The 22240-nt window shown below is 44.7% G+C and carries 17 protein-coding genes; 5 read left to right on the top strand and 12 right to left on the bottom strand.

The window, feature by feature from the left end:
• Positions 1–272: 272 nt before the first annotated feature.
• Complete coding sequence (gene ilvC, locus QUA44_RS03880; protein ID WP_333115024.1) at positions 273–1322, bottom strand: ketol-acid reductoisomerase; 1050 nt, start codon at positions 1320–1322, stop codon at positions 273–275.
• A gap of 309 nt (positions 1323–1631) precedes the next feature.
• On the opposite strand from ilvC, the gene gloA2 reads away from it, so the two are divergent.
• A complete protein-coding gene (gloA2, locus tag QUA44_RS03875; RefSeq protein WP_333248298.1) occupies positions 1632–2018 on the top strand; it encodes an SMU1112c/YaeR family gloxylase I-like metalloprotein in 387 nt (128 codons plus the stop codon).
• 43 nt (positions 2019–2061) lie between these two features.
• On the top strand, positions 2062–3354 hold the full coding sequence (locus tag QUA44_RS03870; RefSeq protein WP_333248300.1) for an endonuclease/exonuclease/phosphatase family protein: 1293 nt from the start codon (positions 2062–2064) through the stop codon (positions 3352–3354).
• Between the two features lie 182 nt (positions 3355–3536).
• Here the strand turns inward: QUA44_RS03870 and QUA44_RS03865 are convergent, their stop codons facing one another.
• The 5 genes from QUA44_RS03865 to QUA44_RS03845 all read right to left on the bottom strand — a co-directional run bounded on the left by QUA44_RS03865 (position 3537) and on the right by QUA44_RS03845 (position 9814).
• Positions 3537–4601: an aldo/keto reductase gene (locus QUA44_RS03865; RefSeq protein ID WP_333248302.1), complete on the bottom strand. Its 1065-nt coding sequence runs from the start codon at positions 4599–4601 to the stop codon at positions 3537–3539.
• Positions 4602–4956: 355 nt separating this feature from the next.
• A complete protein-coding gene (locus QUA44_RS03860) occupies positions 4957–6639 on the bottom strand; it encodes a dynamin family protein (protein WP_333248303.1) in 1683 nt (560 codons plus the stop codon).
• Between the two features lie 14 nt (positions 6640–6653).
• A complete protein-coding gene (locus QUA44_RS03855) occupies positions 6654–8732 on the bottom strand; it encodes a dynamin family protein (protein WP_333248305.1) in 2079 nt (692 codons plus the stop codon).
• A gap of 33 nt (positions 8733–8765) precedes the next feature.
• Entirely contained in the window at positions 8766–9098 is a 333-nt protein-coding gene (locus QUA44_RS03850) for a hypothetical protein (RefSeq protein WP_333248307.1), read from the bottom strand.
• Positions 9099–9292: 194 nt separating this feature from the next.
• A complete protein-coding gene (locus QUA44_RS03845) occupies positions 9293–9814 on the bottom strand; it encodes a pentapeptide repeat-containing protein (protein WP_333248308.1) in 522 nt (173 codons plus the stop codon).
• Positions 9815–10041: 227 nt separating this feature from the next.
• Between QUA44_RS03845 and QUA44_RS03840 the strand changes: the two genes are divergently transcribed.
• Positions 10042–11580, top strand: a complete 1539-nt coding sequence (locus QUA44_RS03840; RefSeq protein ID WP_333248310.1) for a SagB/ThcOx family dehydrogenase — start codon at positions 10042–10044, stop codon at positions 11578–11580.
• Positions 11581–11623: 43 nt separating this feature from the next.
• Here QUA44_RS03840 and darG read toward each other — a convergent pair whose 3' ends face one another.
• The 5 genes from darG to QUA44_RS03815 all read right to left on the bottom strand — a co-directional run bounded on the left by darG (position 11624) and on the right by QUA44_RS03815 (position 15369).
• On the bottom strand, positions 11624–12658 hold the full coding sequence (gene darG / locus QUA44_RS03835; protein WP_333248312.1) for a type II toxin-antitoxin system antitoxin DNA ADP-ribosyl glycohydrolase DarG: 1035 nt from the start codon (positions 12656–12658) through the stop codon (positions 11624–11626).
• Between the two features lie 25 nt (positions 12659–12683).
• Positions 12684–13310 (bottom strand): type II toxin-antitoxin system toxin DNA ADP-ribosyl transferase DarT, encoded by a 627-nt coding sequence (darT, locus tag QUA44_RS03830; RefSeq protein WP_333248314.1) that lies wholly within the window; start codon positions 13308–13310, stop codon positions 12684–12686.
• 85 nt (positions 13311–13395) lie between these two features.
• Positions 13396–14781, bottom strand: a complete 1386-nt coding sequence (gene mnmE / locus QUA44_RS03825; protein WP_333248316.1) for a tRNA uridine-5-carboxymethylaminomethyl(34) synthesis GTPase MnmE — start codon at positions 14779–14781, stop codon at positions 13396–13398.
• A gap of 34 nt (positions 14782–14815) precedes the next feature.
• Positions 14816–15163: a type II toxin-antitoxin system PemK/MazF family toxin gene (locus tag QUA44_RS03820; protein WP_333248318.1), complete on the bottom strand. Its 348-nt coding sequence runs from the start codon at positions 15161–15163 to the stop codon at positions 14816–14818.
• Positions 15160–15369, bottom strand: a complete 210-nt coding sequence (locus QUA44_RS03815; protein ID WP_333248320.1) for a hypothetical protein — start codon at positions 15367–15369, stop codon at positions 15160–15162. The genes QUA44_RS03820 and QUA44_RS03815 overlap by 4 nt, the downstream gene beginning before the upstream one ends.
• Positions 15370–15729: 360 nt before the next feature.
• Here QUA44_RS03815 and QUA44_RS03810 point away from each other — a divergent pair, with 360 nt between their 5' ends.
• Both QUA44_RS03810 and QUA44_RS03805 read left to right on the top strand, forming a co-directional pair.
• A complete protein-coding gene (locus QUA44_RS03810; RefSeq protein ID WP_333248322.1) occupies positions 15730–17928 on the top strand; it encodes a tetratricopeptide repeat protein in 2199 nt (732 codons plus the stop codon).
• A gap of 416 nt (positions 17929–18344) precedes the next feature.
• On the top strand, positions 18345–20534 hold the full coding sequence (locus tag QUA44_RS03805) for a tetratricopeptide repeat protein (RefSeq protein ID WP_445243630.1): 2190 nt from the start codon (positions 18345–18347) through the stop codon (positions 20532–20534).
• Between the two features lie 99 nt (positions 20535–20633).
• Here QUA44_RS03805 and QUA44_RS03800 read toward each other — a convergent pair whose 3' ends face one another.
• On the bottom strand, positions 20634–22061 hold the full coding sequence (locus tag QUA44_RS03800) for a protein adenylyltransferase SelO family protein (protein WP_333248325.1): 1428 nt from the start codon (positions 22059–22061) through the stop codon (positions 20634–20636).
• Positions 22062–22240 lie beyond the last annotated feature (179 nt).

Raw genomic sequence — 22240 nt, 5'->3', positions numbered from 1 at the left:
TAAACTTGAGATTTTATACCAATTTTTTATGAGGCGCCGTAGAATCCGATCCCCCCTAGCCCCCCTTAATAAGGGGGGGACAAGATTCCGATCAAAGTCCCCCTTCTTAAGGGGGATTTAGGGGGATCGAGATACGTGCAACTTCACATTAAATTGGTATTAGATTTTCCTCCTAGCGGTAAGGTGTGCATTGCACACCCTACAGATAGAGGTTATGCGTCCAGACTGTTTTAGATTTGTACTCCCATCTAAAATCTAAAATCTAAAATTGATTAAGCCTGCTTTTTCAACCAGCTAAACATAGCTCGCAAATCTTTACCAACTTCTTCAATAGGATGTTCTGCTTCCTGACGGCGCATGGAGGTAAAGCCTGGTTTGCCGGCTTGGTTTTCCAGAACGAATTCGCGGGCAAATTGGCCGGATTGAATTTCGCTGAGAATTTTACGCATTTCGGCGCGGGTTTGATCCGTGACGATGCGGGGGCCGCGAGTTAAATCGCCGTATTCTGCTGTATTGGAGATGCTGTCGCGCATTTTGGCGAGGCCTCCTTCTACTACTAAGTCAACGATAAGTTTAACTTCGTGCAAACATTCAAAATAAGCTAATTCCGGTTGATATCCGGCGTCAACTAAAGTTTCAAATCCAGCTTTAATTAAGGCGCTCAAACCGCCGCACAAAACTACTTGTTCGCCAAAAAGATCCGTTTCTGTTTCTTCGCGGAAAGTGGTTTCAAGGATGCCGGCTCTGGTGCCGCCGATACCTTTAGCATAGGCCATTGCCCGATCGCGCGCTTGACCGGAAGCATCTTGATATACTGCAAACAAACTCGGAACACCTTCCCCTTGTTCGTAAGTGCGCCGCACCAAGTGTCCGGGGCCTTTGGGGGCAACCATTACTACGTCTACATTGGCAGGGGGAACAACTTGGCCGAAGTGAATGTTAAAACCGTGAGCAAATGCTAAAACATTTCCTTCAGAAAGGTTCGGTTCGATTTGTTCTTTGTAAATAGTTTTTTGAACTTCATCGGGCAATAAAATCATGATGAAGTCAGCAGCGGCGGCTGCTTTGTCTACGGGGTGAACTGTTAAACCCGCGTCGGTTGCTTTGGCTGCAGATTTGCTACCGGGATACAAACCGACAACGACATTCATGCCACTGTCTTTGAGGTTAAGGGCGTGGGCGTGTCCTTGGGAACCGTAACCGATGATAGCAATCGTTTTGTTGGCTAAGAGGTCTAGGTTCGCGTCGGTGTCGTAATACATACGGGCCATAATGCTTGTCTCCTGAGATGCAAATTGGGTGATTGACTGCAAAACTCTCATTTTATCAAAGTAGGGTGCTTTTTTTTGCAGAAATTTTCAGATTAAGATTTGGGGGAGGGAAAATTCAGGTCGATCGCGCTGAATTTAGCAGGGTTTGTCGCCGAGTCTGCGATCGTCAAATATAATTGTTAATAGCGTGCTGTGCATTTGGAAAAACCTCACATCTGGCACCATTCTCGCTTAACAGGCAAGATGCCTGTTCCACAAAGAGTGCATTTTCTTGTGGAACAGGCATCTTGCCTGTTCATAAAAAGCTTATTGAGAATGGTGCAACATCTCAGAAAAAAGCAACTAACTAACTTTTTTAAGATGAAAATAAAGGCAATACATCATGTGGCGATTATTTGCTCGGATTACGCAGCATCGAAGAAATTTTATGTAGAAGTATTGGGATGTTCCATTATCAAAGAAACTTTCCGAACCGAGAGGAATTCTTACAAACTAGATTTGCGAGTCGGAAACGGCGACACAATCGAGCTTTTCTCATTTCCCCATCCTCCAGAAAGAGTTAACAATCCTGAAGCGTGCGGTTTGAGACATTTAGCTTTTGCAGTTGAGGACATAGAAGCATCAGTTGCTTACTTAAAATCTCAACAAGTAGAAGTAGAAGAAATTCGCCTTGACGAAATTACCGAAAAACGATTTACATTTTTCAGGGATCCCGACAACTTACCCTTAGAAATTTATGAAACTTAGAGCAACAGCCCAATCGAAAAAAGCTGAGCCGAGAAGATAAATAATGGACTATCTCATCAGAAACACAATCACGATCGGATTGCCTGCTTTAATGCTATTTATAGCCATACTAGCTACAGGTAAAACAGGTGATGCAGCCGTTTGGTCTGGTTTGGTCAAAGTCGGCGGTTCCTTTGGTATGCTGATCGGTTTAGGTGTGTTGGTATTTGCAGGCTTTGTTGCTAATTATTTTAGTTATTTTGTGGTAGATAGCTTGCTGGTGAGATTTTATCAAAAGCGGCGAGAGTTGGAACAGCCAGAACAATTGATAATAGAAATTGATAAATTGCCGATTACCAATGACCTCAAAATCAAGCTCAAATGGGCGGTGATGCACAGCACCACAAACAAAATACATAGCTTGAAGCACATAATTTCTAAATGGTTTATTATCGCAGCAATTGTAGATGGACTATTGTCACTGGCAGGTTATTTAGGAGAATTAAATCTACTTCTTGAATTGAGTTCTCATTTTAAACTACAATATCTGCTCGTTGGTTTATCTACTTTTATATTCTTCGCTCTGGTGCGCTCAAAAAAAATATGGTTGCTGGTGAGCGCATTTTGCATTATCATTAATTTGGCGGAAATTGTTCCTTGGTATTTTCCAGCGCCAGCATTTGCAGGAGCAAATCCCGGACAAAACTTGCGGATTTTGCATTCAAATGTTTTAAGGAGTAATCGGCGATATTCTGAGGTGATATCGCTAGTTAAAGCAGAACAACCTGATATCGCGGTTTTTGTAGAACTCAACTCATCTTGGGCAAGAGAGTTATCGGTTTTAAGGGAGATATTTCCTTACTCTTCAACCCAGCAAGAATCTGAGAGATTTGGCAGTGCAATATACAGCAAGCTGCCTTTAAACAATTCCTCTGTTAGAGCCTTTTCAAACCAAAGAAAGAGCTTGTTGGTGGATGTTAAATTTCAAGGTAAAATCATTTCTCTGATTCTTTCTCATCCGACTGTGCCGATTAAACAGCAGAGTTTTATCGATCGCAACCAACAGCTAGCAGCCATCGGCGAGTATGCAGCCCAAGTCAAAAATCCGCTGATTGTGGTTGGGGATTTCAATACCACAATGTGGTCGCCATTTTACAAAAATATGGTAAAAACCGGAAACCTGCGAAATGCGCGATCGGGCTTTGGGATTTTACCGACTTGGCCGACTTTTATGCCGCTGGCTTATATTCCGATCGATCACTTTCTAGTCAGCAAAGAAATTGGTGTTTTAAAGATTCGTACTGGCCGCAATGTCGGTTCGGATCATTTGCCGTTAATTACAGATTTAGTCATTTGAAGGCATGATTCGATATTTTCTAATACCAATTTTTTATGACGCTGCATAGAATCCGATCCCCCCTAGCCCCTTTTAATAAGGGGGGACAAGATTCCGCTCAAAGTCAACCGCTACTCCCCTTCTTAAGGGGGATTTAGGGGGATCGAGATATGTACAACTTCACATTAAATTGGTATAACAAATTATCCTAGCCACGATGGGTTCATTGCCGTACCATCAAATTGGTTGCTGGTTTTATACAGTTCGTACTGCCCTTTTGCAGCAGCCTCGCGTGTGCGATTCAGCATCGCCGCAACTTGTGCCCCATCCATCGGCTTAAACGTGCGAGCGGCCTCAAACGCTTGATCGAGGATCTGCATGGTATCAATGCCAGTAATCACAACTGAAGTAGGCAGATTCATCGCATAGTGAAGACATTCGATCGGGTTGACAGTATTGCTTCTAAGAACGTAGGGGTCGCCCATAGATTTCATCCCCAACACACCGATTTGGTTCTTCAGCAGCACAGGCAGAACTTGTTGCTCAAAACTTCTAAAATGAGCATCCATCACGTTCAGCGGCATCTGTACTGCGTCAAAACGGAAATTGTTTTGAGCGGCAACTTCCAGCATTCGCAAGTGAACCAAAGGATCTTTGTGTCCTGTAAACCCGATGTAGCGAATCTTGCCCGCCTTCTGCGCTTCCACCACAGCCTCCATTGCCCCACCGGGTGCAAAAATGCGATCGGGGTCTTCCATCCGAATAATTTCGTGATGCTGCATCAAGTCGATGCGATCCGTCTGCAAGGCTTTCAGCGATTCGTCAATCTGCATCATAGCAGCGCCTTTAGTGCGACCGTCGATCTTTGTCATCAGGAAGACCTTTTGCCGGTAGCCATCCTTGAGCGCTGCACCCATCCAGCGGTGGCTGCGTCCGTTGTGATAATCCCAGCAGTTGTCCATGAAATTGATGCCGCGGTCGATCGCACTGCGGATGAGCTTGATACTTTCTTGCTCCTCTCGAAGGCGTCCGATATGGTGTCCCCCTAAACCAATTGCAGACACTCGCTCTCCTGTGCGTCCCAGCGTCCTGTAACTCATCTCGTCACTTTGAGTTTGACCTTGGGCAACTGCACTTTCAGCGTATACTTGGGTCGGTTCATCTTGAGCTAACAAAGGTTTGAAAAATCCTTCGGAAGCAGCCAGCCCTGCTGCAACCAAACCCGAAGCAGAAGTTACTTTTAACAAATCGCGTCTGGTGATACCCATAAATGTCTCCTTTAAGAAATAACTAGGACTTACTCACAGTATTAGAAGAACAGATGCAAAAAACCTCTATCAAAGTAGGTCACAGAAATAATCCTAAAGAGCTAGAAGCAATCTTTTCTCTAGCCTTGGTCGGAGGTGCTTGAGTTATGGAACTGTCTAAAGGAATAAGTCACTGCTAAGTCTCCTTGTGTTCGTGAATACAAAAGCCCTAATGCAAAGTGTTTAAAACACATAGAAATATAGACTTTTGCAAAAGGTCTAGTGTAACTTGTGGTTATATTCCGATCGATCACTTTCTAGTCAGCAAAGAAATTGGTGTTTTAAAGATTCGTACTGGCCGCAATGTCGGTTCGGATCATTTGCCGTTAATTACAGATTTGGTCATTTGAAGACAGGATTCGATATTTTCTAACAAATTATTGATTAACTGTATCTGGTATTGCTGAATATTTGTCTGTAGCGGCTCTTTGCTGTCTTGAAAACAGATAACTTTTCCGGCGATTTCCTTGTAGTGTTGCAGCATGGAAAAAGTATCGGTACTGAAGCGAGCGAGATAGTTTTTAGCAGCCTCGCTGCAAATTTCCCTTACTTGATTTAGATAAGCTTCTGACGATTCAGGCGGCTTTTCATACCCAGTTCTTTTATTCAAAATATAGCTAGCACCGCCGACTACTGCGGCTCCCACAGGCCCGCCCAACAGCCAACCTAAGCCGGTTGCGATCGCCACTGGAGCCACTTCGCCCTCGTTCGACTTTTGAGGTGGAGGTGGCGGCGGTTGCGGTAAAACGATTTGCGGGGCTGGGGGAAACGAAATCAAAAGTGCGATCGGCTGTTCTTTATCAAAGAATTCGCAAGCTTTATTTACCCATTCTGCGATGGTTTGCTGCTGCTTCAAGACCTCTCGCTGAAATTTTAGATTCCACGCATCAAAACTCCCTTCCTGAAGCGACAGCGCCATTTTCGATTGATATCGCTGCAAAAATGTGGGCTGGTAAAGCCAAATCTCGAAGTCAGAAACGCTGGCTTGAAAGCCTTTTAATATCAGTTTTTCTGCTTTTTGTTTAATTTCAATTTTGTTTTTTTGCTTTTGTTGAGCTGCGGCTATTTCGGCGGTTACAGTTTCAGATTTAGCTCGCAGAGATTGACAAATCTTAGTAGCTATGGCTTCAATTCTGGGTAACTTAACTGCTAGTTGTTCCTGTTGAGCTGCCACAATACTTTGCAAAGCCGATTCAAACGTGGCAATTCCTGTAGTTTGGGCGGCCGCCACATCTCCTTTCAGCCTCGCCCTCAAAGCCGGCAAAGCATCGACGCGGTAGATATTGCTAATATTGTTCGGCAAGTTGGATCGAAAACTTTCGGCAACAAACAACAACCGATTGTATACTTGTTTTTGGTCGTCTGGTTCGAGTAGATTGAGAAAATTGGCAACGAAGACGACAGTGTTGATTTGGCGATCGCTCAACCAGTCTCTCAAGTTCTCCCGTTCGCCCAAAGTCATCAATTTTCGAGCGTCCAAAACCTGCACCACTAAATCAGCAGTGAGCAATTTATCCCTAACCAAGTTATCCTGTTCTTGGCGATCGTTAGTTCCCGGCAAATCCAGCAATTCCACGCCCGTTTTTAGGAATGGGTGGGGACAGTACACATTCACGGCTGCCACATCATCCCGCATTTGCCTAGCGTCGTCAAGGATGGCATAGCGTTTCAACACATCAGTCCCCGGTTCGCTAATTTCTGTGCCGTCTTTGAGGGTAATTTTTGCGTGCAATTCCTCGCCGTAGTTGACATAAATGGCAGCACCTGTAGTGGGCACAAGGTCGATCGGCAAAGCACGATTTCCAAGCAAAGCATTCAGCAAAGTTGACTTGCCGTAATTAAACGGGCCAAAGACAGCAATTTGAAAAGTTGGTTTGGCGAGATAGTCGCAGATTGAGGTGGTATCTCGGTAAAGTTGGGAGTTTTTATCGAGTTCGAGGATGCCGAGTGCTGATTTGAGATTGTTAGTTAAATCTTGATAAGTTTCGGGTTGTTGCATATTGTTTTTTTATCTCAGTTGGCAGATGCTAGGAAACCTTGATATAGCGATTCAATACTTTGCGACTGGGCAGAAACATCAGCCTCCAATTTTTTCAACCGCTCAGATTCAGCCTGACAATTAATCTCGCGAGATTCCTTTTGTTCGAGCAAATTATCTAACTCCGATTTCCGAGAATTAATATCCGCATTCATGCGATCGCCCACTTCGCGCCCGTAAACATCAAAACACTCTTTCACAGCATCGTGAATCGGCTGCCACTGCTCTTGAGCCACCTGCGGCAGATATTTCACAAGCTCTTTTTTCGCCGCTTTTACCAATTGTTTGCGAGCTCCGTCTGCTTGCAAAACCCCAACACCCATCCCCAACAAAGCCAAGTACAGCGGCCCCAAAACAATCCCCGTCAAACTAGCAAGAATCGTACTGACGCTCAACACAGTGATTAAGTTGAGCAGGATATTTTTCCAATCAAAACCCGCTCCTGCCATTGCTACACCTGCCAGATTTCCGGTCGTTAACGAGAACAATCCCATCGCCCATTTTGCCCAAGCTGGCGAGTTATCTTCGTTCGAGTTACTGACTGCTGCTGGTATTTTTTGCCCCGTCAGTTTTTCGGTAATTTTTTCAGTCACTTTTGTGTAAGATGCTCCGTAATTTGCTGCACTTTGTGACAACTGCGAAAATGCTGAATTCATCTCTTGTTCAGCGGTGAGAGTCCAAGCTGCTAGTTTGTCGTTGATGTACTGCTCTAATGCTTTTCTGAGCGATGCTTCAAAAGCTTCTCGCTTGCCTTGGCTGAAGAAATCCAGAAAGCTCAGCTCCGGTTGATACCGCAAAAAATCTGTTTCAAAGGTATTTTCTAAGTTGAGAACGTAGGCGCGGAAAGAATCGGCGATCGCCCGCGATTTACTATCTCTAACTCCGATAATTTCTTGTTGAAACTCATCGCGAATCTGAGTCAGCTTCTTAAACTCCGGCTCAACTGAATTAATCTTTTCCTTCAACTCATTGACATCGCGATCGAGCAATGGTAATCTGCGCCCAACAGCTTCGCGGACGCGAGCAGAAATTTGACGCGCCAAAGTCCTCGCCGGACGCAGTTCAGAAATCGCCCTTTCCTGCGTCAAAAACGTATTCAGTGCCGCCATAAACTCGGGAAAACCAGTTCCTGCTAAATCCGCATCCGGGTTTTTAATCCGCAACCTGAGCGCCTTAATTGAAGTAATTGGAAACACTCGCTCGTCGTAAATATCGTGTCCTTCGGTTAAACAATATTCAGCCAAATTAACTTTGAAAACGCGCCGCAGTTTCTCTTCTGCTTCTGCCATTTCTTCAGCATCATCCGGGTCAATCAAACTTTCCCGCACCTGATCCCAAGCATTGATCAGAAAGAAAATGCTCAAACCGCGACCTTTGATATAATTTTCTAGATAGCGCCTTTCCCCCATTGTGCAAGGCTGAGTTGCCCTGAGCACAAACAAAATAGCGTGGCAGTTGTTGATGTAACCTAGAGATAATTCATTGCGGGCTTCTGTATCATTTAGTCCAGGACTGTCTACTATTTCTATGCCTTTTTCTAGCAAGGGTAAGGGATATTCTACTACGGCGCAATCGATATCTGGAAATGCTGGTTTCTTTTCTTCTTCTAGGCGTTTTGCCTCAGCGGGGTCAATTGTGTAATTCTGTTTAAAACTTTTAAAATCTAGTTGTTTTGGGCTTTTGCCGTCATTGAAATAAACGGTAACTTTTTTTTCTGAACCATAGCGCAAAATCGTCAGCAAAGCTGTACAGGGATTTACATCGCTGGGCAGTAAGTTTTCGCCGATTAACGCATTGAGAAAAGTGCTTTTTCCGCGTTTCATGTCGCCTAGCACTAACAGCCGAAAGACTCCTTGGCGCAAGTTTTTACTGGCGAGATCTATGTCAGCGTTGTCTGTTTCTAAACCGAGTTTTCCCGATGCTTCTCCTCCTGCTAATTCTGATTGGTTGATGGCTGTCGCGATGTTGCTGAGGCGAGTGGCAATTTCTCGGCGGACGGCGGCTACGCGCTCTAGATCGTTGAGAAAGTTGCTAGTTTCTACTTTAAGGTTCATGGGTATTTCCTGATAGTTTTCTGCTTGAAATTCTCAATTTTTGTCTTCTTCAATAAACATTTTGTAAGCTATGAAAGCAATGCCTCCCACTATCAGCGCCGCTGCCAGCCAAGATGCTATGCGAACTGCAACGACAACAGCAATGACAATGCCTGTAAATTGAGCGGCTGCTATAATTTTTCGGCGCCACTGTTTGAGTTTGCCGTTAACTTGGCTGTCTGGTTCTTGGTACTTGCTTGTTAGATGTTCTGGCACTGAGCGGTCGATTTCGGCTTCTAGTTCGCGGAGCCGAAGTTCTTGTTCGCGCTGCCGTAGTTCTTGTTCTTTGTGCCGGAGTTCTCTGGCTTTTTTATCGGGAGAATTCATAAATCTTAGCCTGTTTTGTGCTGGAAAAATGTGTTATTTATTGTCAATGTTGCGCAGCGATAAGTTCTCTACGACTGTAACTCACATTTTCCCCCGTGTCGAGAAATGTTAAGAAATTTTAAAAAGGGCGATTCCCTACGGGATAGCTACGCTTCACGACTAATTAAGCCGATCGCCCGCAGTGCTGCGAATCATCAATAGCCTTCGGGTCCGATAGTAGTGCGATCGCACTCTGCTTCCGACAAATCAACCGAGCGCGATCGAAATAAGTTGCAGCCGGCTAGTTGAGCTTTGGTTAACTTTGCTTTCTCCAAATTAGCTCGGCTCAAATCCGCATATCTCAAATCGGCATTCCTTAAATCTGCATTGTACAAATCCGCACCTTGCAAATTGGCTTTCTGCAAATTCGCACCTTGCAAATTTGCGTGACGTAAATTTGCTCTTGATAAATTTGCTCTTGATAAATTTGCTTCCGACAAGTTAGCTTCATAAAGTTGAATGTCGCCCAATTCAGCATCTTGCAAATCAGTTTTATAAAGATTGGCTTGAGTTAAATTTCCGTAGGGCAAATAAGCTCGCTTCAGAACGCTACCAGAAAGATTTATTTCCGCCAAATCTGCTTGAAACAAGTTATCTTCACTTAAGTCAACGGCGTTAAAGTTTCGCTTGCCCTCAGCATACTGAGCGAGCAATTCCTCAGCGCTTAGCTTTTGCATTTTCACTCCTCATGATGACAGCTACAGCAGCCAATCCATAACAGTAATTAATGGTTATTATTCTGCGTATTTATACTTATGTCTCTTATTATGTTAAGCTTGTGTAACAACAGTCGCATTTTTTCTAAGATTTTTTTTATATTTGTGAATTTCTGCCTTGCTCGACCAGTAAGCGGTTAGTAATGTCAAGATCGATCGAGAAACCAAAGCCAATCCTCTACTGAAATATGCCAGAACTTCCTCTCTCCATTGCTGAGCACTACCACGAACGGACAAAATACGACCCTGAAACCATTGCTGCTAAAAGTAAACAGCTAGATTGGACAGAGCAACCTGTGTCTTTCAAAGAATATAAAATTGGAGCGTATTTTGACCTCAAGCCTTATCTAAAAGACCCCTCAGACGATCCAAATGCCACTCCCGATGCCGGTTGGTGGCATCGGTTGTCTAGCTTGTTGCTGTGCAGCTACGGGCTGACGGCGAAGGTGCAGACGGTAGATGACAGCTACCTGTATTTGCGATCGGCACCGTCGGCGGGCGGCCTCTACCCAGCAGAAGTTTATTTAATCTCCCGTGGCACGCCGCATTTGCCGGCCGGACTCTACAACTATCAGTGCAGAACTCATTCACTTGTTCATTTTTGGGACAGTCAAGTTTGGCCGGCATTGCAAGCCGCTTGTTTCCAGTCGCCGGCGCTAGAAAATACCCAATTGGCGATCGCCATTACCACTGTTTTTTTCCGTTCTTCTTGGCGTTACGAAGACCGAGCTTATCGGCGAATTTTTCTAGACACCGGCCATTTATTGAGTAATATCGAGTTAGCTTGCGCCGTCAACGATTACCGACCTCACCTGATTGGAGGATTCGCCGACGAAGCTGTCAATGAATTACTATACATCGACTCGGAGCAAGAAGGAGCGATTTGTGTAGTTGCTTTAGCCGACTTGCTAGATATTGACCAAAACTTGCCTAAATTTAAAACAGCTTTGCCCGGAAACACCACGACAGATTACCCGAAAATTTCCGAAGGGCAACTGTTAAAATACCTCCACAAAGCCACGCATTTAGAATCAGACCCTACAGGATCTGACGGCTGGAAACTTGACGAAAGTGAAGGGGAATTAGAGGATAAATATAACTTTCCATTTTGTACTAAAGTTTCGACGGTCACTCCTTCGATTCCTTGGGGAGTGAACCTGGAAACTTTAGAAAACACTATGCTCAAAAGGCGTTCGACCCGTGCTTATACAGGTGCTTCTTTGAGCTTGGGCGAACTGCTAGCTATGCTCGATTTTACTTACCAGCCGCAGCACTATATCGACCAAGGATTAGACGGTTATCCAGACTATTTCGATCTAAGTTTGATCGAGACTTTTATTGCTGTTTCGGGAGTGCATGGCTTAGAAGAAGGGTGTTACTATTACGCTCCGAAAGCTCAAGAATTGCGGCAAATTCGGTTTAAAAATTTCCGCAGGGAGTTGCATTTTTTGTGCTTGGGGCAAGACTTGGGCAGAGATGCGGGGGCGCTGTTATTTCACACGGCGGATTTGAACAGGGCTGTAGCAAAATATGGCGATCGAGTTTACCGCTATTTGCACATGGACGCGGGTCATTTGGGCCAGCGGTTGAATTTAGCAGCGGTTCAACTGCGTTTGGGTGTCAGCGGTATCGCGGGCTTTTTTGACGATCGCGTCAATGACGTTCTCGGTATTCCTGCGAGCGAGGCCGTGCTTTATATTACTACTCTGGGAAGACCGCGATCGTGAGAATTAGCGATCGAACGATAGTAGTCAGAAGGCAGAATTTATTCTAAAAAAACCAACTCTGCTCGCGAAGCCGCTGCCACGCTTTGCGAATATGTTGAGGCTTAAATAGTTCGCTCTTGCGAATATTCCATTCGCGCACAAGTTCGATCGCTCTTTCGGAATCCTCGGCAGCTTCCCTATTTTCCCCAACAACCCAGTGAACAGTTGCCAACAGTTCCATCCCGTAAGGAGTTTCAAAACCATTAATTAACCCGCTCACACGCTCTAGTCTAATATTAGCATCAGCAGCATTTTGTAAAAAATCCCGCGCGGCTATTTTACCTTGAGACAACACATAGATTTGTGCCTCTTGGCTTCTGTCTCCATAACCTCGAATATAATGCCCTTCCAGCTTCTGCAAAACATGATTTAGATTATTTGCGTAGGGCCCGTACTTTTCTTTCACATACTGCAATTTTAGCGGTTCACCGGCTACCTGAAGAAAATAAGCTAGCTTTTGAATTTCCAGCATTGTCAAGCGATAGCCAGGAATTCCGTACAATTCTAGCAAGCTAATAAATAAGGCACGAGCGCGAGTCATTTGGGGTTTTTCGGTAGCAATCGGCATCGAATCAGCTTGGGGAGCAGCCTGCGGTTCAAACAGCAAAACTTGCACGTTTGGCAGTTCTAAAAAAGCTGATTCAATTAGCGGTTTGACTGTCTTCCAAGACAATCCACCATTCCCGCAGCCTAGCGGAGGAACAGCAATAGAAGTGATGCCCAATTGCTTTACTTCCTGAATCAAAGCTTTTAGTCCAGTTTGAATATCTTCGATTTTTGATTTGTCTCTCCAGTGGCGTTTAGTCGGAAAATTAATAATGTATCGGGGATTGAATAGATTGCCAGTAGATATTACAAACATTTGTCCGGGCTGCACTTCGCTCGCCCGACAAGCTTTTTCATATTTACGAAAATTATCGGGATATGCCTGCTTGAATTGCAAGGCAATTCCTTTGCCCATAACTCCAACACAATTAACTGTGTTCACTAAGGCTTCTGCATTTGCTTCTAAAAGGTTGCCTTCCTGAATTTCAATCACTTTAATTTTCCGATTGTTTTTTATCTTAATAATACCATTCTTTACGAATTATTACTGAGGGTTTATGTGTAAAATTTTGTAAAATATTCTCTGTCTGTGATTTGATTATAGAATTGATAACGCCGATTTCTGTGATTAAGTGCCAAGGGAAAAAGTTGCGAACTAAGAATTCGGCTTGACGCCTGCGCTTTCTGTCGTTGTCTTCGTTTGTGTCGTTCCAGTAACGGGATTCCATAACATCCCAGTCGATTTGCTCTAGATGGTTGAGGTCGTCAAAAAACTCGGTGAATGCCATGACTGCATGACCGTCAGTGAAAACAAAATCTAAACCCCTAATGTCTATTTCAACTACATCAGAAACGAGGTGAATAACTGCTGCTTGACCTTGAGTATAGCTTGTTACATTGCCTCGGTTAATGGTATATAACATGGGAGAACGCGGTGCAAAATAAAATGGAACATAATCGTGTAGTACGCCGCCTGCACCGCAGGGAACGCGGATTCTAGCACGACGATCTTGGATGTTCTCGTAGGCGATATTAGTGTACTGAGTGCGTGCGGCACGCCTAGCGTTGTATGCTAACAATCCACCTGCAGAAAAAATAGATTCTAGATTATCAATGTGAGTGATGTGGTAGATTGGTAATTGCACTGCTATTATTTGTTGGTAATTTCAGGTTAAACTCATAATTGTAATATTACTTTTACTATTAAGGATTAATAATATTTTTCCCTCCTTATTTCCCAATGCAAAACTTGCTAAATATTCGGTCGAGCACTGATTCGGTCACTTCTTCCCCCGTCACTTCTCCCAATGCTTGAATTGCCCCGCGCAAATCTATTGTCCAGAAATCTAAAGGCAATTTGTTGCTAATAGTATCCGTGCATTGTTCTAGAGAAATTTTAGCTTTGGTTAAGGCTGCTGCTTGCCGCTGGTTGATTGCTAAGTCGGAGTTTGCTGCTTGCAAATTTCCGCCGCTGACGGCATCTAAGATGGCTGTTTCTAATTTTTCTATGCCTCGATCGAGGGCGGCTGCTGCGGTGACTATCGGGTGAATTTCCGAGGTAAAAGGCAATTCTGGGATTGTTTTTACTAGGTCGATTTTGTTGATAATTATAATTAGCTGGCGGTGTTTTACTTGTTCGTAAATTTCGGAATCGCCCTCTGTCCAACCCGATTCTGCGTCAATTGTCAATAATACTAAATCAGCTTGTTTTGCTGCGGCGCGCGATCGCTCAACGCCAATTTTTTCTACCTTGTCTTCGGTTTCTCGAATGCCCGCAGTATCGAGCACCTGCACCGGAATTCCGCCCACAACTAGCTGCGATTCTACCACATCCCGCGTCGTACCGGGCAAATCCGTGACGATCGCCCGATCGCACTTACTCCACGCATTCAACAAACTCGACTTTCCCACATTCGGCCGCCCCACAATCGCCACTTTCAAACCGGTTCTCAACAATTCACCACGATCCGCCGTCGTCAAAATTGTTGACAATTCCGCCAAAACAAGCTTTATTTCCAAATAAGTTTTAGCTTCATCTAAAGGCGGCAAATCTTCCTCAAAATCAATTCTCGCCTCAATTTCTGCCAGCAAGTCCAAACAAGTTGTTCTCAGTTGGCGAATTGGCTGCGCTAATTTTCCTTGCAAACCAGCTAAAGCACTTTGTGCAGCAGCAGGCGATTTTGCTCCCACCAAATCTGAAATACTTTCAGCTTGAGTTAAATCAAGCCTTCCGTTCAAAAAAGCCCGCAGCGAAAACTCTCCCGGCACGGCCAATCTCGCCCCATGTTCCAAACACAACTGCAAGACTTGCTGCACGGCCATAATACCGCCGTGACAGTGAAATTCCACCACATCTTCGCGGGTGAAAGAACGCGGCGCTTTCATGATTAGCAGCAAAGCTTCATCGACTAATTCTTGAGTTTTGGGGCGGCGGATGTGACCGTAAAGAATGCGGTGAGACTCCCAAATTTGCCGTCCTGGGGCGCAAAACAGAGTTTCGGCAATTTTTAAGGCTGCGGAACCGGAAACTCGCACAATGCCGACGCTGCCTTGTTGGGGAACTATGGCAGTGGCGATCGCTGCGATCGTTCCTCCTTTTGTTAGTGATTCAGCCATTTTTAATTGCTCTATAGTTCAATAATTATCTCGATCACCCTATCTGCAATGCCTCGATCATATATGCATCTAATTGCTGTATATATAGATTTCCTAATTCACCCAATCGTCTGATAATTAATCTGCGTTGGAGGGTAGCTATTCGAGTTACTCTAACTTTAGATGATACTCGCAATCCAGTTGCAGGAAATTCTATATCTTCCACATTAAGAGCAAACTCTTCATTATTTAATCGGGTAACATTTTGAGACGAAATAAAGCAAACAGTAACTTCATCAGGAATTGAAATAGCACATAGCACTAAAGCAGGACGCAATTTCATCTGACTCAAATCAGTAAATGGAAATTCGACTAATACAATATCTCCTTTTTTTAGTATCACGCAATAGGTTCTCCATCTTCTATCGTGTAAATATCAGGTTCGTCATGCAAAAAGTCAAAACAGCCACCGCTTTGATCGAGCTGCATAAGTTCCTGAGTCGAAGGGTACGGGATGTTTTCTAGTAATTTGTCCGTAATCGCTAATTGCTCGTCTGCGGAGAGAGATAAGATAACTTGAATTAGGGAGTCAACCAGTTGTACGTTCATTTTAAGTCATCTGTTGCTCGGTTACTAAATTATACTATAAGTTCAGGGTTTGCATCTAGAGTCAACGGATACGGGCAGCAGACTGGGACTAATCTTAATGCTATAGTCCTCGACGCAGAAATTGGTTTTTTTTACGGAAATACTGCATCCCGGCTTTTAACACTGCGTCCAAGACTGCTCAAATTCAGACAAGGCTCAAAGTCCGGGCGATAGCCTTTAAATTGCCAGCACCTGTAGTCCTACTACTGGCAATTTAAAGGCGGCTTGGCACACCCGAATCAATAGCTAAAAGTTTGACACCGCAGTGATATATCCTGATTTCATGCGATAATGGGAAATTGACAGGGTAGAGGGCAAAGCATGATTGGTCAACTTCTAGACAGACGTTACCGCATCATTAAAGTCACAGACTCAAGTGAGGTGGGAAAAACTTATCTAGCAGCAGATACTCACCGTCCCGGGTATCCGCAATGCACGGTTAGAGAAATGCGACTCCCCGGCACAAGTTCGCAAACTCCCGAATTAGTCAAAGTTATATTTCAAAGAAACGCTGAAATAATTGAAAAATTGGGAAAACACGACAAAATTCCCGAATTATTGGCGTATTTTGAGGAAAATCAAAGTTTATACTTAATTGAAGAATTTATTGCCGGATCACCTTTAAGTCAAGAACTAATACCCGGTCAACCTTGGGATGAAGACCAAGTAATTGCTCTGCTATCAGAAATATTAGAAATTTTGGTGTTCATACACGAGAAGGGTTTTATTCACCGCAGAATTCAACCAGACAGAGCTATCCGGCGCGAGTCAGACGGCAAATTTGTGTTGGTAGACTTTAGCTTAGACAAAGAAATTAACCCGGAAGTCGCTAATTGTCATTTGTTGGCGCAAACCTCCCCCAACTCTGTTAAAGGGCATGAGGCAAAAAAACAGGATTTGGCGGCCCAGGAGTTATACGTGCCGATCGAGCAATTGAGCGGCAACCCCCGTTACAATAGCGACATCTACGCTCTAGGTACGATCGCCCAGCTTGCCGTGACGGGACTCTCACCCAACGAACTGAGTGCCTTAAAAAACAACAAAAGCCAAATTCCCTGGCGAAACCGGGCAACTTGTTCGCCTGCCCTAGCAGATATTATCGATCAAATGGTGCGCCCTGACTGCGAGGAACGCTATCAGGAGGCCGCCGAAGTTTTAGCATACCTCAAACAAATCGCCGTAAAATTGGAGCTTGAGCCACCGCCAGCCACAATCATCACGCACGCTATGAGTCAACCGCGAAGACAAAGCCAAACCAAACTGCTGCTGTTGGCTGCAACAGCGGCAGCTTTAATCCTGACGGCACTGATAATTTACTTTTGGCAGAGTCAAAGTCCGGCGAGGGCAAAAGAATGGTTAGCCCGCGGCGTGGGCAAGGCGCAGCAAGGTGACACAACAGGTGCGATCGCCGATTATACTCAAGCGATCGCCCTGAATGCCAGCGATGCGGAAACTTACTACAAGCGGGCAAACGCTCGCTATGACATGGGCGCAACCGAGCAAGCAATACAGGATTACACGCAAGCAATTAAAGTCAATCCTAGCCACGCCAAAGCTCTCTACAATCGAGGTATGGCCCGCCTCGACATCGGGGACAAGCGGGGGGCCGTGGAAGATTTCACCCAAGTAGTGCGACTGAATCCCAGCGACGGTGAGGCATACTCTCAGCGGGGTTTAGCCTACTACGATTTGGGCGACTACCGCCAGGCAATTGAAGACTACACTCAAGCAATTCGGCTCACTCCCAACGATGCTACAGCTTACAGCAATCGGGGTTTAGCTCGATCGGCAGCAGGCGACAAAACAGGAGCAATGGCAGATTTTACTCAAGCCATTCAAATTAGCCCCAAACAAGCTGGCGTATACTACAGTCGTGGTCGATCACGGTTTAATCTGGCAGATTATCAAGGAGCGATGGAAGATTATACTAAGGCGATCGAATTGCAACCAGATCTCGCTGATGCCTATACCAATCGGTGCAGCGCTTACTTGAATTTGGCCACCTACGACAAAGCGATTGCAGATTGCACCGAAGGAATTCGCCTCGATCCAAAAGATGAAGCAGCTTACAACAACCGCTGCATTGCTTATCTGAATTTAAAACAATTTCAAAAGGCCAGCGAAGATTGCAGTTTGACGATCGGACTCAACGGCAACAATCCCAAAGCATACAGCAATCGAGGATTAGCTCGATCGGCTTCGGGAGACAAACAGGGAGCTGTGGAAGATTTTACTCAAGCAATTAGGCTCAATCCCAGCGATGCAGTAGCTTACAGCAATCGCGGTACTATTTACTCAGAACTAAAAAATTACCCTTTAGCGGTTGAGGATTTCGCTCACTCGCTGCGGCTCAACCCCAACAATGCTAGCGCTTTTTACAGCCGAGGCCTCGTCCGCCGCCAACTCAAAGACCGTGCTGGGGCGATCGAGGATTTTCAGAAAGCTGCAACCCTCTTTCTAGAACAAGGAAGAGCCGATGGTTTCCAAAACGCCCAAGCACAAATAAACGACCCTAAATAAACTATTAGCGATCGGTCATCAATCATCAGTCATCAGTCATCAATCATTAGCATTTTGTAGGGGCGGGTTTAGCTAAGGATATATGATATAAATGACTAAAAAAAAGGCTAAACCCGCCCTCTCAGTCATCAGTCATCAATCATTAGCATTTTGTAGGGGCGGGTTTAGCTAAGGATATATGATATAAATGACTAAAAAAAAGGCTAAACCCGCCCTCTCAGTCATCAATCATTAGTCAGTAGTCATCAATCATCAGTTATCAGGAAAAATGAAGAATGAACAATGAAGAAGGAAGAAGGAAGAAGGGAAAATCACCAATCAGCAATTCCCAATCACCAACTTCCAATTACCAACTCCCCGTTACCAATTCCCAATTACCAACTCCCCGTTACCAATTCTCAATTATAGATATGAACATGGTTGGTCAACTTTTAGACAGGCGTTATCGCGTAGTGCAAATTCTCAGTTCAGGAGCTTTTGGACAAACTTATTTAGCTGTCGATACTCGCCGGCCGGGCCACCCTCAATGTGTAGTCAAACAACTACGCCCTCCCAGCAACACTTCCACAGTTCTCAAAACCGCTTACCGCTTATTTAAACAAGAAGCAGAAATATTAGAAAAGCTGGGAAAACACGATCAAATTCCATTTTTACTAGCTTATTTTGAAGAAGCCAATCAATTCTACCTCGTCGAAGAGTTTGTACCCGGACACGCCCTAAATAGGGAAATTGTGGCCGGTCAACCTTGGCGGGAAGAAAGAGTGCTGGATTTGTTGGAAGAAGTGTTACAACTTCTCGCCTTCGTACACTCTCAGGGAGTGATTCACCGCGATGTTAATCCCTCCAACTTAATCCGCCGCAAACCAGACGGCAAATTAGTTTTAATTGACTTCGGTTCGGTTAAAGAAGTTGCGAGTCACGTCAGTGACTACGATACAGAATTTCCGCGCACCATTGCTACTGGAACTCCGGCTTATATGCCGATCGAACAATTTCAAGGCAACCCGCAATTTAGCAGTGACCTCTATGCAGTCGGGATGATGGCAGTCCAAGCTATCACTGGTTTACCCGGTACGGATTTGCCAAAATTGCAAGATCCGAGTCCTTCTCATACCGGGGAAATTGTTTGGCGAAACCGATCTCAATGTTCTGTGGGATTAGCAAATATAATTGACAAAATGGTCTGTCACCAATTTGCCAAGCGCTATCAATCTGCAGAGGAAGTTTTGGTAGCTCTCAGCAAGTTGAGACACCGCCAAGATCCTGTGAATACGGCTCACAAGAAAAGTATTGCTCCCAGCTTAGTGTCTTCTGATCGTTTTTATTCACGTTTGGGAAGTCGATTTTGGTTGCTGATTTTGGCGGGCGTAGGGGCGGCGATAGTTCTGATATTTCTGTTTAGTTATGGGAGCCGACCGAATCCGATTAAAGCTAAGGAATATTACGAACAGGGAGTAGAAAAGTCTCGCAATCAAGATGCGGATGCAGCTTTGCAGGCTTTTAATAAGTCAATTCAATTGAATCCTAAAAATGCTGAGAGTTTTTACCAGCGCGGTAATGTTAATTATGATTTAAAAAAGTATCAAGAAGCAATTGCGGATTATTCTCAGGCTATCGCTCTCAATCCTAAATATGTTCAGGCTTATTTTAACCGCGGCCTAGCCCGTCACGATTTTAACGACAAGCGTGGGGCGATTGAGGATTACACTCAAGCTTTGAATCTCCAGCCCAACGATGTTGATACATATTATGAAAGAGGAGTTACTTATTTAGAACAGCAAGACTACAAGATGGCTATTCAGGATTTTACCGAAGTAATTCGGTTGCAGCCGAACCTTGTTAAAGCTTATCATTCGCGGGGACTGGCTCGTGCTGGGAGCGGCGATTTGCAGGGGGGGATTGGAGATTATACTGAGGCAATTAAACTTGATGCTAAGAATGTTGATGCTTTTTACAGTCGGGGGAGAGCTCGCTTTCACCTAGGAGATTATCAGGGAGCTTTGGCGGATTATTCTCAGGTAATTGCGATCGATCCCAAGAGTGGAGATGCTTACGCTAATCGTTGTAGCACGCAGTTGAATTTGGGAGCGCATCAAGCGGCAATTGACGATTGCACTCAGGCAATTTCGCTAAGCGATGAGGATGGGGTTCCTTACAACAATCGCTGCATTGCTTATTTAAATTTGAAGGATTATCCGAAAGCAATTGCCGATTGCACTCAAGCGCTGACAGTAAATCCGAATGATTTTAATGCTTTTAACAATCGTGGTTTAGCTCGCAGCGCCGGGGGTGACGCCCAGGGGGCGATCGCAGATTTTACAGCAGCAATCGGGTTCAATCCCAACAATGCTGAAGCTTACGCCAATCGGGCTAAGATTTATCAGGAGTTAAAGAATTACAATAGTGCGATCGCCGATTATGTGCAGGCTATTCGGATCAGTCCGAATTATGCTGGTGCTTACTACGGTAGAGGCATGGTTCGCCGCTCATTGGGAGACAAAGCGGGAGCAATTAGCGATTTAGAAAAAGCCGGCAAAATGTTTCTAGATCAAGGACTTACTGGCGGTTACAAAGACACACAATTTGAGATTGAAAAACTCAAGTAGTCATTAGTCAGTTGTCAGTTGTTAGTTGTTAGTTGTTAGTTGTTAGTCAACAGTTAACAGTCAACAGGCAACAGTCAACAATGCCATGCCCAATTCCCTTTAAGAATTTTGAAGTCTCTTCACCAATTCATAAAACGGTTCCCAATTATCCTCAATAGCTATGGACTCCCACACAGCCTCAATCGTCGGTCTCAACAGCGATTGTTCGGGATTGTGCTTCCGCAACCTATCCGCCATTTTGTCCATATCATCCGCCGACAAACTTTGCAAAACGTGATAATAAAACTGCCGCCAAGGTGCTATCAAATCGGCCGGTTCCGCCTCCGCAAAAATTAGACTAGCATCATCTCGCCAAGTGCCAGAGAACTGTCTTCGCAATTCCCAAAAGAAATCGTGATAGGCTACTTGAGACTGCGCCAGCATTTTAATTGTCACCTTCAACAACTCATCTCCCTCCGCCTCTGGCAAATCCTCAAAGCCCAATCTATTCAGCATCAACTTGCGGTAAGCTGCATTATAATAATCGCCAAACTTTGCCAAAGCAGCATCCATATCAGCTTGAGGAATTGCCGCTGCTAGCGGTTGCTGGAGCTTTTCTAAATTCCCCTTGCAAATAAACGGTTGATTGCCGTAACAATAAAGACCGTAATGGTCGAAATAAGCTGCTGTAAATTCCGGCTTATAAGTTGGGATAAAAGCAAAAGGCCCGTAATCAAAACTTTCTCCTGTAATCGACATATTATCAGTATTCAGCACTGCGTGGCAAAATCCTGCCGCCATCCACTGAGCGACTAATTCAGCTACTCGCTTGACTAAATATGCATAAAATAGCGCATATTTTTCTGCAGGCGAAACACCGGCATTACTTGCTTCTAAATGCAGTTCTGGATAGTAATATTCAATAACAAAATCTAAAAGTTTTTTAGTTAAATCCGGGCGCCGGATATAGTGCAGTCTTTCAAAAGTGCCAAAACGGATGTGAGAGTGGCTGAAACGCACCATTACAGACGATCGCGTGGGTGATGGTTCGTCCCCTCGCCACAAAGCATCCCCAGTTTCAACTAAACTAAAACAGCGAGATGTCCGAACTCCCAATCGGTGCAAAGCTTCGGCGGCTAAAACTTCGCGAATTCCCCCTTTGAGAGTGAGTCTACCATCAGCGCTGCGCGAGTAGGGCGTGCGGCCGGAACCTTTAGTGCCGAAGTCGTAAAGTCTGCCGTCTGTACCGCGAACTTGACCGTATAAAAAGCCTCTACCGTCGCCTAAATTCGGGTTATATTCGTTGAATTGATAGCCGTGGTAACGGAGTGCGAGAAAGGGACGCACACAGTGAAATTCGCCGAATGCTTCGATGAAATGTTGGTCGGTTACTTGTGCGGGGTCTAAACCCAATGTCGGCAATAATTGGTCATTGCGGAAGCGGAGAATATGCTGCGGAAAATCGGCAGCAGGGACTTCATCAAAATAGTCGCCACCGAGGGATTCGATGGCGGGTTCGTAGTTGAGGGAAAGTAAAGGATTTGACATTTTTATATTTTATCTTGAAATTGGCGATCGCTCCAAATTATATACGGGTAAGGTGCGGACTGCATTGGTGTCAATAATTGCCTCATACCCTTGGTCTCTCTCGTTTATAAGTAACTAAACAAAATTAATTACAGAAAGACTCCTTGCTAGGTAAGGCTTTCACGCGAAATATTGTGTAA

Source organism: Microcoleus sp. N9_A2, from assembly GCF_036701775.1.
Classification (GTDB): domain Bacteria; phylum Cyanobacteriota; class Cyanobacteriia; order Cyanobacteriales; family Microcoleaceae; genus Microcoleus.
Note: the sequence above shows the minus strand (reverse complement) of the source record. Positions and strands in the feature narration are given on the sequence as shown.